Genomic DNA, 14,764 nt, shown 5'->3' on the forward strand with positions numbered 1-14,764 from the left:
TTGCACTTCGCGAAACGGCAGAGGGCGGCCTGGCTGCGACCCCTACTGGGCGTAGATTGGCCAAGGAAATTTTCGGTTCATATAAATAAACATTCAGTCCCATTAACAAACCTGTTGTTAATGGGACTTTTAATTTGTTTCAACATGGTCATTTTGTGAATGAAAAAAGGAAATTAGAGGAAGATGGAGGGATTTGGCGTTTCTGTACACGGAGATAGAAACAACTGTTTAAAATTCTGAATTATCAGTGAATATCGAGCTATAGCAACTTTGTGAGTTATCACTAACCATGATAAGATGAGTACGAAATTTACTATGGGAAGGATTGATTCTTCATTAATTTTCTCGAATTAACGTACACGTCGGCAATGGAAAAAGCGATGTTTCAGGCTCATGGAATCGGCTATGCACAATATGCTCAAAAATTGGAGCAACGCATGATGGTTGAACAAGAACGGGAACAGGATTATCTACAAAGCAGGCGTATAACAGAGGAGATGAGAGCCAATCTCTTTTTGGGGGGTTAATTTCGATCTACGATATCGATGACATAAACGAAACAATCAGGAACAAGCGAAAGGGCAATCTAAAAGATTGCCCTTTTTGTTCTGCATTAAAAGATAATTTTTCCATTTAAAAGAAGGAAACAACACGTTTAAATAGAATGTACGTTCATGAAGAGGAGGATGATCATGATGGAGAGAAGAGCATTACTGGTATCTGCATTACCGGGATATGAAGAGGAAATTGGGCGGTGGTTATGGTGTTTAGAAGATGTTCGCCGTACGCTCATTTCGGAATTGACTGGAATCAGCCAAAACTCACTAGATTCGAAAATCGATGAAAGGCAAACGATTGGCTCGCTGTTATATCACATAGCGCTGATAGAGGCGGATTGGTTATACGAGGAGGTCCTTGTTACGGAATGGGATTCGGAAATACGCGCATTGTTTGCATTTGGATGCCGTACTGAAGATGACTCCCTAAGCCACATTGAAGGACAAGCATTGGAAGAACATATCTACCGCCTCAATAAGGTACGTGAAGTATTTCTTTCAAACTTTCGTACAATGGACCTAACGGATTGGCGTAAACCGAGGGTGCTTGAACAATATGACGTCACACCTGAATGGGTCGTTTACCATTTGATTGAACATGAAGCACATCATAGGGGGCAGATCTTTCAATTACTGAGGAAATTACGGAATGAATGACTCTTGCCGAATAACTGGCTTGCGAAGAGAAGGCTTGGCAGACAGTCTGCGGAATGGGGAAACCCACTGAAACGTTTTGCAAAGAAAAAAACTGTAGACAAACTCGCTTTTCTTCGAATTTGTCTACAGTCAATATGCCTGGACCGGTTTTATATCATTTAATGTATTTGGTGATTATGACCGAATTTCGAACGCAAGACGCTGCTGGCATACCCAATGACTCCTCCAACAATGGCAGGGATGATCCATCCTAGTCCTGCCTCATACATAGGAAGTATTGCGGTGAAGAAATCATTGATGAATGAAATGTGTACACCTGCTCCATTTAATCCATCAAATAAACTGACGATGAATGTTAAAAGTAAGCTGCCTTGATATACTTCAGGTCTACCTTTAAATAAAGGATGAAGAAAAGTTAAGAAGATCAAAACAATGGCTAGTGGATAAATGGCTGTCATTACCGGGACGGATATGGCAATTAACTGGGTTAGTCCAATATTGGCAATTATTGCACTGAATATGGATAAACTTATGGCAATTGTTTTGTAAGGCAGATTTGGAAATAGCTTATGGAAGTACGTCGAGCAGGATGTAATGAGTCCTACACTTGTCGTTATACAAGCTACAGTGATCATTAATCCTAATAATAGCCCGCCATATGCTCCAAAGTAATAATCCGAGACTTTTGCCAAAACAACGCCTCCATTATCCAAGCGTCCAAGTTTCTCGACGCTTGAAGCACCCATGTAAGAAAGAGCTGTGTAAATGGTAGCTAGGATAACGGCCGCAATCGCAGTCGCTTTTCCACAAACGATCATTATTTGTTTCTTTGTTTTAGCACCCTTTTCTTTAATGGCATTAATGATGATGATGCCAAAAACAAAAGATGCAAGAGTATCCATCGTTAAATATCCTTCTCTAAACCCATTGAAAAATGGTTGAACCATATAGTGCTCGGCAGGTGCTTGGAAATCTCCAATTGGATTAACGAAAGCGACTACCACCAGGATTCCAATGAATGTCAACTTGATGGGTGTCAAAACTTTCCCCACAATTTCGACAATTTTCGCGGGATTGAGCGAAAGAAGACACGAAACCGTGAAAAAGATGACGGTGAAAATAAGTAAAGGCAGTGGACCTGACTCTTCAGGTAAAAAAGGTTTTACACCGATCTCAAAAGAAACGTTTCCTGTTCTAGGCATAGCGAATAATGGACCAATGGCTAAATAAAGAACAGTTGTGAATACAATACCAAAGACTGGATGGACGCGGCTCGCTAATGATTGTAAGTCATCTTTTCCAGAAAAACCGAGTGCCAGCACACCAAGTAACGGTAATCCTACTCCTGTGACCAAAAACCCTGCATTAGCTGACCAGATATTCGTACCTGCTGATTGACCAAGCATTGGCGGGAAAATTAAATTACCTGCACCGAAGAAAAGGGCAAATAACATTAACCCAATCACTACTATAAATGAAAATGGTACCTTATTAGACAAAATAAACCCTCCGAAAAAACCAAAATTTGCTATTTTAGAAAATTATTAAATTTTCTAAAAATTATACACGGACTAATTTCAAGACCGTATCGTATTATATCTAAATTAAATTAATATTTCAATATATTTTTTGTTTTTTATTATTTCCCCTGATGATCAGTGGTCCGCCCTAACATTATTTTGAACATTTAAAGGCTGGTCATACTAATGAAATTCATTTTTGAACAAATGAATGGTAAAAGGAAATGAGGGAGCTGACATTCAAAAAATTCTTAGCCTTTTGTTGTTAATTGCAGTATTTTTCAGTGCAGGTGCATGTAACAAGGAAGTGGTCAAGGAAAACGGTGAAATGATAGGGAGGAGCCCTGTTAAAGAGGGAAAGGCGGTCAAATTGGGAGAGGCAGAAAAGTTATTTAAAGGCTATTATACTGCACGATATGCCATTAAAGATCCGGCCAATCCTCCAACCTTTGATGAAATTGCAGAAAATATTAAAGGATATTTATCAGAAGATGAATATAATGCCCAAATTCTTAACCGTTTTTATTCAATGCCTGCCCTGGTGGCCAAAGAAATCAAGAAAAGCATCGAAGTGCAAAGTGTGAAGCGTGAAGAACAAAGTATAAATGAAGATGGCACAGTGGATTACACATACACAACGGTATTTAAGGTTTATGACGAGAATTCATCCAAGATTTATAAGAAAGAAGGAGAGCTCACGATAACCATCATCGATAATGAATTAAAAGTCACCCGTGATTGGAGCAGAGGGATAAAGATTGACGGTTTAGACGGCGGACTTTAGAATGGAAAAATTAAGGTGGTATTTTATAATGGGATTGTTCTTTGAAAAACGGAAACAAAGTAAAAAAGATGTTTTCTTACTAATTTTCTTATTAGGGCTTCCTATAATAAGTATGGTTAAGTTTATCACGGATATAGATTTATCTTGGTTAACTGACATTGTGTTAATTGCAATCATTGTTCTTTCGGCATTCATATATTTTGAAGGAAAAAGAAACAGGGAAAATGATAAATGAAATCCCAGATCTCGTGGAGTAAGGGGGCAGAAATGCTATTGATTTCCAGGTAGCTAGGGATACAAGTAATCAGGTTAGTTCAAGTACAAAGTTTAATTGGACTGTGTAGCTTCATTAATTGCACATAATACGATCATACAACACTGGGTTATTATTTTGCGCCAGTGTTTGTCATGGTTCTCTCACCATTTGTACTTAAGGAGCTTTTACCAATTAAAAAAGTTGTTGTACCGGTGTAGCGATTAGGTAAATTATTGATTATGGGAAACGGCATTAGCACCTCTGGTAAAGATGAGCTACTTGGGATCCTTTTCGGGTTAGTTGCACCTGCATTTTACGCAGTTAATGTTATTAAATAAATCTTTCCAGGGAGCTGCTTTTACAGCTCTTTTTCTTATGGAGAGCTAAAGGGGCAGGTCAGTGTAACAAGAATGGGTGGCTTTACTTTTATTTTGCCTTTTTTTACAACTATGGGACACGCTTTTCCCGCAGATTGAACGCCTTTTGTCTACAAACTGGTGGTTACTTGCTCATTCCAAGCAAGTTTTTTTATTTGAAATATGAAATAAAAGCTATGTGAATATAAGTTTTCACATAGCTTTTTATTATTGTTTATGTGATTGGGCTAATTTCGCTACATTCGTTGCAGTACAGCTATCTATACGTATGTCCACCAAAAGGGAAATTTACAATTCCTTTAGCTTGATCCTTCTAATTAACTCTTCGAACCAATATATTGTGTGATCTGTTCTGGTTGAAAAATAGCCATCCAAAAATTCACGAATATTCTCGTTGCCTTTAGGTTCTGGCTCGAAATTCCCAAGATGCTCCCAAAGTGCCTTGATGGACTTTACTTTTTTTTCTAATATATCTACTACTTTATCCCGATCTACATACTTGATGTTGGCTAAACCAACAATCATATCCTTAATTTCATCTGCACTTTCAAATAATTTATAGATTTTCTTTGGTAGTTCTTCGCGACCCTTATCGGTAATCGCATATACTTGTTTATCAGGCCGATGTTCTTCTTTTATCACTTCAACTGGTTCAACTAAACCTTGTTTTACCAATGATTCAAAATGGTAGTATAGTTTACTTTCCGTTAACCCGCCTAGGCGATCCAACGGAATGGGTTCTGAAAGCTGCTTTTTTAATTTATAAGGATAATTTTTATCTTCCATCAGCTTGCTCAATATAAAAATTTGAATGGACATTTTCTACGCTCCTTTAAGAAGTATCATCTCCTTATTGTAGCAAAACTTAAGCTGTGATTTCAGCCGCTTTCTTTTCGGCTTCTGTTTCAGAAGCCTCTCCTGGCATCGGTTTTTGTATAAACGCTACGATGGCCATATTAATGGCCATCGCAGCAGCACCAACCGCAGCCATTGACCAAATATACGGACTTGGACTGATGCTGCCATATAGGTTTGCAAAGTAAGCTTGCACCGAGTAATACATCGGGGAAATGTGGCTCATCCATTCATATGGTAAATGCATCATATCACGTGAGATGGTGGCACCATTTGCTATTGTTTGTATTAATAAAATCGGTAAGTTTAAAATCATTCCGCCTTCACCCAATAAGAAGATTAAAATCGCGGTGAAGTTAAAACAAACCATATAGTTCAGTATTTGTTGACCTACTATACCGAAGAATAGGCCACCGCTTGGCTTGTCAATTAAATACGCTACACCTACAGCGATGAGTGATGAAACCACTGCAATCAATAACGCTGTTAATTGCACATACATGAATAAACGTGTTTTACTAGCTTTCCCACGGCTGGCTCTAAATGCACCCACTATTTGCATCGCACCGATCATCGCCCCGACATAACCGGCCATTGTCAAGAACATAGGCAGCATATTGTTATTCATGCCATCTGGTATCTCGTTAATTGTAACCACATTTCCTACATAGGATTTCTCAATCATTTCCGCTAATTCAGCGGCTTGCTTTTCCGGTACATTAAAGTTCATCAATACGCCCTTGGCCGTTTGCTGTGAGAATTGTGTGCTTAACTGATTGTTAATTTCAGTAACGATAGAATTCATGGTGGAAGAAACGGCTGTTGCCCCTGCCTCATTGATTGTAAAGTCAATGCTTGATGATGCTTCACCTTTTTGCATATTCGCAGAGAAGGTTTTCGGGATGTGTACGACTAATGCTAAGTCATTTTTCTCTAAATCTTTTAAGGCTTGTTTATTGGTTATATACGTCTTGATTTCTTTAAAGGGTAAATTTTCTTTTAACTGATCGGCAATCATCGCCCCATTTTCCCCGTCATCATCATTGATGATGGCGATCGGTAATTTATCGACGTTTCCTGGAATGGCTGTATACCCAGGCAAGAAGATGCCAAGCATGGCAATTGCATAGAAAATCCCCATAAAGATTGCCGCAGATGCACCTCTTGTTTTTAAGAATGCAGTAAATTTCATATGTTGAATCCATCCTTTTGATTTAATAGTATAATACTTCATTTTAAGTACTCTAATTATAGTACTTAAAATGAAGTACTTTGAATTTTATTTTATTTTACTCAAAAAGTCAATTGAAAAATTTTTATGCATACAAAAAACTCCCAGCAAAAATCTTCTTTTTGTTGGGAGTAACTATTACATTCTTTGAGGACGCTACATTAAAATTGCTGCAAATTTTTCGCTAAGCGCGACAAGGGATTTCTGTTAATTATGTGTTGTTATTGATTTCCTCTGCCGGTACAATTTTTGTGTGATTAAGCTGTCCTTAAGTTTTCGTCTTGTTTAAAAACGGAAAGCTATAAAAATCTAAGCATGCTTATTTCATGAACCATGGCATTAATGCAGGCTTTTTTTCATACGATATTTTTGGGGTGAAAAAATGGCAAGAGTAAGTTACCGAAGTTCGGACATTGACTTAATGGCAAGGATGATGAGAGCTGAAGCCGAAGGTGAAGGACTGCAAGGGATGTTATATGTTGGAAATGTAATTGTTAATCGACTTGTAGCAAATTGTATAGACTTTAAAGATTTAAGAACCATTCCACAAGTCATTTATCATGTACAAGGAGGAAATTATTCTTTTGAAGCTGTTCAAAAAGGCAATGTATTCTATCAAAGAGCGAGAACGGCTGAAAAAAGATTAGCAAAACAGAATCTGGAATATTGGAGACAGCACCCAGGGAAATATGCCCTTTGGTATTTCAATCCATATGCTCCATGCCCTCCAACATGGTACGATCAACCCTTTGCTGGTCAATTTAAAAATCATTGTTATTATGAACCAAAACCTGGAACATGTGAAAGTGTTTATACCGGTTAGGCGGTCCAGGTGCAATTATTACCATTTAAGGAGCTGATCAGCAGCTCCTTTTTTTATGCATCAAACGGGAACTTCAACAAGGAATTCTGGATTTTATGGTAAAATAAAGGGAATAATGGCGTGTTATTTGGGGGAGTTTGAGTGAAGGATATTATATTTTTTGTGGTTGGGTTATTCATTCTCTATATAGTTATTGAAACGGCAGTAAGAAAAGGAATTAACAATTCAAATATTGGTCAATTGCTTGAAAAAAAGTATGGAGTTAAAGCAGATAAAAGGTCTTTTCTTGATGATGATTTAGATAATGATAGATAAAACGGATTGGAGGTTGCTGCGGCAGCCTTGTTTTATTCATATAAATAAAACAAATCCAACAAGATAACAATGATTTTCCATAACAGGCCGTCGGTTTGTGGAACAGCACACTTATTCAGCGTCTTTCCCAGTACGACGAAATTCGGCGTAGTACACCTTCCGCATTTCTTGTTCGAATTCAATATTTTCGATGAAAGCCGTTATGGTTTCCTCCAGTAACAGGCCCTTTAATTTCCGAAGCTTTATTGGCCCCACTCCTGGCAACTTATCAGATATATGTACTTCGAAATCCCTCTGCCGTTTATAAAAGCGAATGCTGCCATACCCGATTCTTTCCACTTCCCCCAAGGTATATGCAAATTCAAATCGTTGCTGAATGAACGAAGATACCTCAGGCAGCCCTAAACCTTCATAGAGGGTAGGGAATTCATGGGAAACTGGAGGTCCTTTGAATGATATTGATGAAATCTTCAAATGGTTCTTCCTCCTTTGGTGGAATAAAGACAGATATACGTTGCTTATATTATTGTGCTATGGGCCAATATTTTAAACATCTTTACAGTGGTCGTGCTTTCATGTAACCAGGTAGTGATGATTATCGGTGTAGGGCTCATTATAGAGCAGGCCTCGTGAAGGAGTGTCCTTTAATTGACGTGGCTCCGGATTTCAATTGGGGAGATCCTTCCGCTAATTCGAATTAAGCCAATTTATTATTATTTAATATAAAGATAGATATTGAAAACCTTGGATCCTTGAAAATGAGGAAGGATACCTAAGTTTTTTAGATAGAAGGGAAGGTTAAAGATTATAGAAATGTAACCTTCCTTTCAGTTGGCGTTGTTGTTGAAATGCTAAGAATTCCAGAGCAGTCGTGAGATGGTGATTAGTTTATTGAGGGAGGTTCGAACTTTATTTAACGTTTGGGTCCTTTTTGAATAAATTACTCCTGTAAAAGCCAGATTATTAACATAGGAAATACGAGTTATATAAATGAGGGTACATTATGAACCAAGCTGGTGTGAATGAAAAGTATAAGGTATCGCCATTCTATGTATATTTTTTAATGCATTCGATGCAAACAGGATTAGGGGTGTTGAACTTTCAAAGAGATTTAGCCAAGGCGACGGGGACGGATGGCTGGATCTCCATAATCCTAGCCGGACTGATTGTTCATATTTTAATTTGGTTAATATATAAGATTTTCAGTATTGTTCCCGGTGATATCATTTCTGCCAATAATCATGCATGGGGTAAATGGGTTGGGAATTTCTTTAGTCTCTTATTCATTCTGTACTTTTTCGTCCTAGGAATGACGATCATAATCGGCTATATAAATGTCCTTCATGTTTGGATGTTTAAAGAGGTACCCTCATGGGCCTTTGCTTTGGTTTTCCTGGCCATGATTTATTACATCATTACGGGAGGGTTCCGAACCATTACAGGTATTGCCTTCTTAAGTGTAATTGTTTCATTCTGGCTTTTATTTATACCTCTATATGGTTTTAAATACGCTGATTTCATCAGTTTTCTCCCTATTTTCGATCATACGTTAATCGAAATAATGAAAGGAACCAGAAGTACTTCATTATCAATGCTTGGTTTTGAAATGATCCTGATGTTTTATCCGTTCATCAAAAATCCTGAAGCATCACAAAAGTATGCCCATGGAGGAGCCTTGTCCACTACGTTATTGCTCCTATTACTTTATTTTGTTTCGACAGTCTTTTATTCACAGAAACAGTTGGCCCTTACCCTATGGCCAACACTCACATTGACCAGTATCATTGAATTGCCCTTTATTCAACGTTTCGAATACATAACTGTTTCTTGGTGGAACATTGTTATTATAACTAACATGGTCCTTCCTTTGTGGGCTGCCAGCAGGGGGATCAAGCGCTTATTCAACGTCCAGCAAAAGTATCCCTTATGGGTAATGTTCATGATCATACTACTCGTCAATATATTCTTTTTCGATCTCGAATCCTTACATATATTAAATAAAATGATCAATCCATACAGCGTGTCCTTCCTTGTTTTATACTTGCCTCTTCTTTTGGTTTTACTTAGCATTAAGAAGTGGAGGAAACGTTTATGATCCAATTATCATTCCATTCCGAATCCGCTCCCTTTCCGCCGACTGTCTGCCACTCGTCGGTAATGGTGATAATTACCTCCAACAAATGTGAAATATACTATTACTTTAAACAGGAGTTGCTTTGGCAGCTCCTTTTCTTATGAAGCAAACAGGGCAGGATAGTTCGGATATAGTCTATTTAAAGTATAATATCGGTAGACATCGTAACAGGAACTGAGGAGTTGAATACAACCAATTACCACAAATTAAAAGGCCTTTCCTTGGATGTAATCATAAATGATCATGACGATGTTATAAGTATGATTCAATCTTTATGCTACTAGTTAACAGATAAACAATTTAGATGCTTTACTTCAGTATGGGAGATTGCTGAGGCAGTCTTTTTCATTGTTGATGAACCAATCACAATAAATGTGGGGTGAATGATACGTGAAGTCATTTCAACTAAATGAAAAAACGATGTCCTTTTTATCGAAATATCCATTATTTGAGGATGATTCGATACAACAAGTTCAGTTGCAGCACCGTTTGGAATTAGTAAAAGCATTTGGGATTCAAAAAGGAATGCGCGTATTAGAAATAGGCTGCGGGCAGGGCGATACAACCGTTGCATTAGCCGACGCGGTAGGAGAAAACGGATGTGTTGTCGCAATAGATATCGCTAGTCCCGATTACGGGGCACCGTTAACTTTAGGTCAAGCAACTGAACGTATTAAGAAATCTCAATTAGGAGAACGTATTGACTTCCATTTTGAAATGGATTTTGATTTTTTTGAATCGACTATGCCATTTGATGCGGCGGTTTTATCCCATTGTTCATGGTATTTCAAACAACCGGAAGATTTATTGAATTACTTTAAAAAAATTCGTGGTTTGGCAAAACATTTATGTTTTGCAGAATGGGACCTCGATTTTACCTGCATTGCGCAACGGTCCCATTTTTGTGCAGTTTCCATTTTGGCATTGTATTCAAACTTCGTAAAGAATGAAGGAAATATCCAAAACTTGTTTCATAAAACTCAAATTCACCAGTTACTCCAGCAAGCAAATTTTGAAGTGGTAAAACAACTTACAGTCGATGCAACCTTATTACAAGACGGTCAATGGGAAAAAAGTTATGCAAATAGCATCCGTGCAGATTTTATTAAAGTTCCTTCCATGATGCAACCGTTGATAACTAGTTATTATGAATTGATGAACACTTCAAATGGAAATGAAAAATCATTAAATAGTTTCATTATTTGTGCAAAGTAATAAGTTCCTCATTGGATGGTTCATATCAACTGCTACGCTAATTCAACCTAAATATAAAAAAGTGTATGTTTTTGAAGGTGATTCATTTTTTTTGTTGTATTTTTAATAATTGGTAGATGAATTAAAAATATAAAAAAATGGAGGTAAAATCACATGTTCAACAATTGGAAAAAAACACTTATGGCTGGAATTATCAGCTTATCCTTGCTAGGTACAGGGTACGTCGGTCACGATCTGATCTCCTCGCAAAACGTCTCGGCTGAACCAGCATCAGAAAAGGCGCCAGGGCATTTGAAAAAAGTCGAGGCTTCCCAGCTTGATGAAATAATCAAACGTGGATACATTCGGGTAGGAATGACCGGCGACTACAGACCTTTTACCTATTTGAATCCGGAAACAAATGAGTATGAAGGCTTTGACGTGGACGCTGCCAAAGAACTTGGCAAAGATCTTGGTGTAAAGGTGAAATTCGTCGCCACCACATGGCCTGCGATGTTGAAAGACCTGGAAGCGGACAAATTCGATATCGCTGTGGGCGGTGTGACTCGCAATACAGCGAGACAAAAAAGCGCTTATGTATCCCAAGGTTACCTTTCATTCGGTAAGGTACCATTAATTCGCAAAGAAGATAAAGACAAGTATCTTTCCATTGAGGATATCAACAAGCCTTCTGTACGCATCGGCGTAAATCCAGGCGGAACAAACGAGGAATTTGTCCGTCAGTATCTAAGCAATGCTAACGTAACCGTTGTACAGAACAACCTTGATATCCCACATCTTGTTGCAGAAGGTACGTATGATGTCATGATCACTGATACAGTAGAAGCAATGCTGTATGCAAAAGCTGATTACAGACTGTATGCGGCTCAAACTGACAAGCCTTTCACAAACAGTGAAAAAGGTTATATGATCCCGAGAGGTGATTTCATTTATGCAAGCTACTTGGAAATGTGGATGGATGAAATGAAGCTACAGGGAAAATTTGATGCCCTCTACAAAAAGTGGATGGAATAGAATATTGAGATGTGTAGTCAGTTTCTAGGATAGAAGAGCAATTACTTCCCCTTTTTCTTCTGGAAGTATAGGGGCGGGTTATAAATAAAAATTTGTTTCGGATTATTTCAACTATAAATAAATAGATGAAGGAGGAGTATTCATAGAAAAAATACCTGTTAAAACTTTAAAGAAGATAGAAGAGGACATTAAAAATCATGATTTAGGCAAAGCAAGAGATAGAATACACGGGTTAATTATCACCTATCCAGATGAATTAGAACTCCGCAAAAAGTTAGGCGATATCTATTTTGCATTAAAATATCCCTCGATGGCCGGTCGCTATTGGTATCTAGAAAAGAATAAGACACCTGAAATGGTGGATGCGTGCATTCAGTTCGAAAAATCCATGGGTAACGATCCTATTGGAATAGCCAGAGTTCTAAAGTTCAAAGGAGATAGTGAAATTATAAAAGGACTGCAAGATGAGGCAGGTTCTCCTATACAAAATAAAGTTAAAGAAAAGTTGACGGAAGAACCTGATGAGACATTGGGGGATAAGTTATTTCCTATTGGGTGTATCACGATATTAATATTAATCATCTTCTTTACATTAATCGGAATCTACACTCTCTTTAGCTGGATTTTTTGATCCCTGAAGAAAGGTATTTATAGTAGTTGTTCTTCAGCTAACAGTCCTTCACTTCATTACCAGGAGCTGATCAGCGGCTCCTTTTCTTATGCAACAAATGGGGCAGGTTAGTTTAACAAATAGGATTTAATTTACGGGTTAAGGAAATTCATATTTAGGGGGATATTTAGATGTCAAATCATGAAAACGAAGAAATGCTGACAGGAGGGAATGTCTCTAACGTTTATCGTTCGGAAGATACTGTGCGACGAGAATTAAAGCCAGATAGTCCTAGAGTTCATAAGCTATTAAAGCATTTGGAGAACAAAGGCTTCAGCTATGCTCCAAAGTTTTTAGGTATTGATGATAAAGGAAGAGAGGTATTATCATTTATTGAAGGAGAAGCTGGTAATTATCCTTTAAAAGAATACATGCGGTCTGATGATGTCTTAATGGAAATAGCGAAAATGCTCCGGCTTTATCATGATTCTGTCAGCGATTTTTCATTTGATGATAGCTGGCAATCGATAGATAACACCCCCCAACAATTTGAGGTACTATGCCATAATGATTTTGCGGTATACAACATTATTTTTAAACATGAAAGACCAATAGGTATTATTGATTTCGATGTCGCTGGACCTGGTCCAAAACTTTGGGACATAGCGTACACTCTTTATACGGTTGTCCCCTTAAGTAGATTTAATCTTTCTGAAACTGGTGAGAAAGTTAAATATAATTCATTACAGCACGCTAACCGTATAAAACAAAGAGTTAGATTGTTTTTTGAATCTTACGGTGAGGAAATAGAAGAAGATTATTTGGAAATGGTATTGCTGCGATTGGAAGGGTTATGTAAAACCATTACAAGAAAAGCCAGTGAAGGTGACATTGCCTTTCAAATGATGATAGATGAAGGGCATCTTGAACATTATCAAAACGATATTACATTCATTCGTGAACATGGAAAAGAGTGGATTTAAGTGTGGATTATTTGTTGAACGCTAGCCGGAGATCAGAGCTGTCTTTAAGGCAGCTCTTTCTTTATGCAACTAACGGGGCAGGTTAGTTGAAGAACAATTGAGCTATTACACCTCAAAAACTGGACTATTTTAAAAAAAATTAGGAAAGATAACTTTTGAGGTGAGTTTTATGAAAAAGCTATATATATTGATTATTACCATTCCTATGTTGTTTTTTTGTTCAATTCAAGGATACGCACAACCTAAAGAATGTCCTGTGTTAAGTGAATTAGAGAAAACATCGATTAAGGATAAAAAAGAGGTAATAAAAGCGTTAAATACTTTAATTCCAAAAACTTATGGAACTGGATTAGATGATTTTCCTGACATATATACTAAGTGGGATGTAGTAACTGCCAAACCTTTTCCCGAAACAGTTGGCAATAAAGATGAAGAAGACTATTTTGGAATGGCAAAGACCTTTTGTGGCAAAGAAATTGCTGAAGAATCATGGCTTGTACGTTTAGATTTTCCCAAAGCACCAGGAGTTAACTTAGCCCAAGGTCAAATATTTTTAGCCAAAAGTAAGGAAAAAGGATGGTTTGTTTGGTTCCAATACCATTAAATTGGGATCAGCAGCTCCTGGTAATGAAGTAAAGGGGCAGCAGGATAGTTCAACAAGCACAGTGTATTCGGACTGTTCATTAATATTTGTTAGAATTAATTATTGGAAATTGTCATCTTATTTTTTATGAATGGTTCTAGAATTGTTAGGCAAAATAATTAGAATATTAAATAAGGTGGTGAATAACTCTGAAAGCGAAAGCACCAACACCAGCAAAAGCACCAACACCAGCAAAAACATCAACACGAGCAAAGGCACCAACACCAGCACGAACACCAGCAAAGCATCAATGACAAAGAAGGAAATTCAAAATTCAAGTATGGAACAAATCAATAAAGATCATGAAACCGAAACTACTTTCAAAGTAGACAATCCTAAAAAACATCAAATAAAGGATAACAAGTAATGATTAGGAACCTTTTGGTTCCTTTTTTTGTTGCACAGTTTGTGTCAACTCTACAATAATCCTTAATGATGATTAAATGTAAGTACCTTGTTCCACTAACAGGTGCAAAAGTTGAAGAAAATATGAGTTAATTTAACTTATTACTTTAGGAATTATAGTTGAGGTGCCCAAGAGTAAATGGAATCATATCCCAAAAAAACTGAAAAATATAAAAGGAAAGAACCCCCAGGCATTTTGTTTTTGGGGGGAAGTCTTCTTCTATTAGCTGAATTACTTCCTATCCAATATAAGAACATATGGACAGCATTGGGTATATCTCTTATTATTATTATTATTATTATTATTATTATTTTTATTTATATTATTATTTATATTTTTGTGGTTATTGATAGACTAAAGGGCTGGTATTATACAAAGTGGATT

18 protein-coding genes are annotated in these 14,764 nt (G+C 37.2%); 14 read left to right on the forward strand and 4 right to left on the reverse strand.

Annotation, left to right across the window (positions count from 1 at the left end; all coding sequences use genetic code 11):
- Positions 1 to 380: 380 nt before the first annotated feature.
- Together ACFVSH_RS27105 and ACFVSH_RS16680 are read left to right on the forward strand one after the other, a co-directional pair.
- A complete protein-coding gene (locus tag ACFVSH_RS27105) occupies positions 381 to 527 on the forward strand; it encodes a YuzK family famiily protein (RefSeq protein WP_283898939.1) in 147 nt (48 codons plus the stop codon).
- 165 nt (positions 528 to 692) lie between these two features.
- Positions 693 to 1,214 carry a DinB family protein gene (locus ACFVSH_RS16680; protein WP_387602825.1) on the forward strand — a complete coding sequence of 174 codons (522 nt, stop codon included), beginning with the start codon at positions 693 to 695 and terminating at the stop codon, positions 1,212 to 1,214.
- A 158-nt stretch (positions 1,215 to 1,372) separates the two neighbouring features.
- On the opposite strand, the gene brnQ is transcribed toward ACFVSH_RS16680, so the two are convergent.
- Positions 1,373 to 2,713 (reverse strand): branched-chain amino acid transport system II carrier protein, encoded by a 1,341-nt coding sequence (gene brnQ / locus ACFVSH_RS16685; RefSeq protein ID WP_387602822.1) that lies wholly within the window; start codon positions 2,711 to 2,713, stop codon positions 1,373 to 1,375.
- Positions 2,714 to 2,945: 232 nt separating this feature from the next.
- On the opposite strand from brnQ, the gene ACFVSH_RS16690 reads away from it, so the two are divergent.
- Positions 2,946 to 3,518: a hypothetical protein gene (locus ACFVSH_RS16690; protein ID WP_387706957.1), complete on the forward strand. Its 573-nt coding sequence runs from the start codon at positions 2,946 to 2,948 to the stop codon at positions 3,516 to 3,518.
- Position 3,519: 1 nt separating this feature from the next.
- Complete coding sequence (locus ACFVSH_RS16695) at positions 3,520 to 3,753, forward strand: hypothetical protein (RefSeq protein ID WP_387706959.1); 234 nt, start codon at positions 3,520 to 3,522, stop codon at positions 3,751 to 3,753.
- 686 nt (positions 3,754 to 4,439) lie between these two features.
- On the opposite strand, the gene ACFVSH_RS16700 is transcribed toward ACFVSH_RS16695, so the two are convergent.
- Positions 4,440 to 4,970: a PadR family transcriptional regulator gene (locus ACFVSH_RS16700; protein WP_387602814.1), complete on the reverse strand. Its 531-nt coding sequence runs from the start codon at positions 4,968 to 4,970 to the stop codon at positions 4,440 to 4,442.
- Between the two features lie 46 nt (positions 4,971 to 5,016).
- Positions 5,017 to 6,198, reverse strand: coding sequence for a YhgE/Pip domain-containing protein (locus ACFVSH_RS16705; RefSeq protein WP_387706961.1), 1,182 nt, complete (start codon positions 6,196 to 6,198; stop codon positions 5,017 to 5,019).
- A gap of 421 nt (positions 6,199 to 6,619) precedes the next feature.
- Between ACFVSH_RS16705 and ACFVSH_RS16710 the strand changes: the two genes are divergently transcribed.
- A complete protein-coding gene (locus ACFVSH_RS16710) occupies positions 6,620 to 7,060 on the forward strand; it encodes a cell wall hydrolase (protein ID WP_387602810.1) in 441 nt (146 codons plus the stop codon).
- 141 nt (positions 7,061 to 7,201) lie between these two features.
- Positions 7,202 to 7,375, forward strand: a complete 174-nt coding sequence (locus ACFVSH_RS16715; protein WP_387602807.1) for a hypothetical protein — start codon at positions 7,202 to 7,204, stop codon at positions 7,373 to 7,375.
- A gap of 111 nt (positions 7,376 to 7,486) precedes the next feature.
- On the opposite strand, the gene ACFVSH_RS16720 is transcribed toward ACFVSH_RS16715, so the two are convergent.
- Entirely contained in the window at positions 7,487 to 7,849 is a 363-nt protein-coding gene (locus ACFVSH_RS16720) for a hypothetical protein (protein WP_387706963.1), read from the reverse strand.
- Positions 7,850 to 8,378: 529 nt separating this feature from the next.
- Here ACFVSH_RS16720 and ACFVSH_RS16725 point away from each other — a divergent pair.
- The 8 genes from ACFVSH_RS16725 to ACFVSH_RS16760 all read left to right on the forward strand — a co-directional run.
- The gene (locus ACFVSH_RS16725) at positions 8,379 to 9,470 is read left to right on the forward strand and encodes a GerAB/ArcD/ProY family transporter (RefSeq protein WP_387706965.1); all 1,092 of its coding nucleotides are present in this window, start codon (positions 8,379 to 8,381) and stop codon (positions 9,468 to 9,470) included.
- 429 nt (positions 9,471 to 9,899) lie between these two features.
- Entirely contained in the window at positions 9,900 to 10,724 is an 825-nt protein-coding gene (locus tag ACFVSH_RS16730; protein WP_387706967.1) for an SAM-dependent methyltransferase, read from the forward strand.
- A gap of 153 nt (positions 10,725 to 10,877) precedes the next feature.
- A complete protein-coding gene (locus ACFVSH_RS16735) occupies positions 10,878 to 11,738 on the forward strand; it encodes a transporter substrate-binding domain-containing protein (RefSeq protein WP_387706969.1) in 861 nt (286 codons plus the stop codon).
- Positions 11,739 to 11,880: 142 nt separating this feature from the next.
- The gene (locus ACFVSH_RS16740) at positions 11,881 to 12,369 is read left to right on the forward strand and encodes a DUF6584 family protein (RefSeq protein WP_387706975.1); all 489 of its coding nucleotides are present in this window, start codon (positions 11,881 to 11,883) and stop codon (positions 12,367 to 12,369) included.
- 170 nt (positions 12,370 to 12,539) lie between these two features.
- Positions 12,540 to 13,331: a phosphotransferase gene (locus tag ACFVSH_RS16745; protein WP_387602794.1), complete on the forward strand. Its 792-nt coding sequence runs from the start codon at positions 12,540 to 12,542 to the stop codon at positions 13,329 to 13,331.
- 169 nt (positions 13,332 to 13,500) lie between these two features.
- Positions 13,501 to 13,935: a hypothetical protein gene (locus tag ACFVSH_RS16750; protein WP_387706971.1), complete on the forward strand. Its 435-nt coding sequence runs from the start codon at positions 13,501 to 13,503 to the stop codon at positions 13,933 to 13,935.
- A 289-nt stretch (positions 13,936 to 14,224) separates the two neighbouring features.
- The gene (locus tag ACFVSH_RS16755; protein WP_260285266.1) at positions 14,225 to 14,341 is read left to right on the forward strand and encodes a biofilm-forming protein; all 117 of its coding nucleotides are present in this window, start codon (positions 14,225 to 14,227) and stop codon (positions 14,339 to 14,341) included.
- A 177-nt stretch (positions 14,342 to 14,518) separates the two neighbouring features.
- A partial coding sequence (locus ACFVSH_RS16760) for a hypothetical protein (protein ID WP_387706973.1) occupies positions 14,519 to 14,764 on the forward strand: 246 nt, incomplete at its 3' end.

This window comes from Peribacillus sp. NPDC058002, from assembly GCF_042886655.1.
GTDB lineage: Bacteria > Bacillota > Bacilli > Bacillales > DSM-1321 > Peribacillus > Peribacillus aracenensis.

Bases quoted from the DNA above. Each gene is read 5' to 3' on its own strand.
- ACFVSH_RS16695 (WP_387706959.1), top strand. From the start codon at position 3,520: ATGGAAAAATTAAGGTGGTATTTTATAATGGGATTGTTCTTTGAAAAA.
- ACFVSH_RS16680 (WP_387602825.1), top strand. From the start codon at position 693: ATGATGGAGAGAAGAGCATTACTGGTATCTGCATTACCGGGATATGAA.
- ACFVSH_RS16750 (WP_387706971.1), top strand. From the start codon at position 13,501: ATGAAAAAGCTATATATATTGATTATTACCATTCCTATGTTGTTTTTT.
- ACFVSH_RS16705 (WP_387706961.1), bottom strand. From the start codon at position 6,198: ATGAAATTTACTGCATTCTTAAAAACAAGAGGTGCATCTGCGGCAATC.
- ACFVSH_RS16725 (WP_387706965.1), top strand. From the start codon at position 8,379: ATGAACCAAGCTGGTGTGAATGAAAAGTATAAGGTATCGCCATTCTAT.
- ACFVSH_RS16755 (WP_260285266.1), top strand. From the start codon at position 14,225: ATGACAAAGAAGGAAATTCAAAATTCAAGTATGGAACAAATCAATAAA.
- ACFVSH_RS16735 (WP_387706969.1), top strand. From the start codon at position 10,878: ATGTTCAACAATTGGAAAAAAACACTTATGGCTGGAATTATCAGCTTA.
- ACFVSH_RS27105 (WP_283898939.1), top strand. From the start codon at position 381: ATGTTTCAGGCTCATGGAATCGGCTATGCACAATATGCTCAAAAATTG.
- ACFVSH_RS16710 (WP_387602810.1), top strand. From the start codon at position 6,620: ATGGCAAGAGTAAGTTACCGAAGTTCGGACATTGACTTAATGGCAAGG.
- ACFVSH_RS16700 (WP_387602814.1), bottom strand. From the start codon at position 4,970: ATGTCCATTCAAATTTTTATATTGAGCAAGCTGATGGAAGATAAAAAT.
- ACFVSH_RS16745 (WP_387602794.1), top strand. From the start codon at position 12,540: ATGTCAAATCATGAAAACGAAGAAATGCTGACAGGAGGGAATGTCTCT.
- ACFVSH_RS16690 (WP_387706957.1), top strand. From the start codon at position 2,946: ATGGTAAAAGGAAATGAGGGAGCTGACATTCAAAAAATTCTTAGCCTT.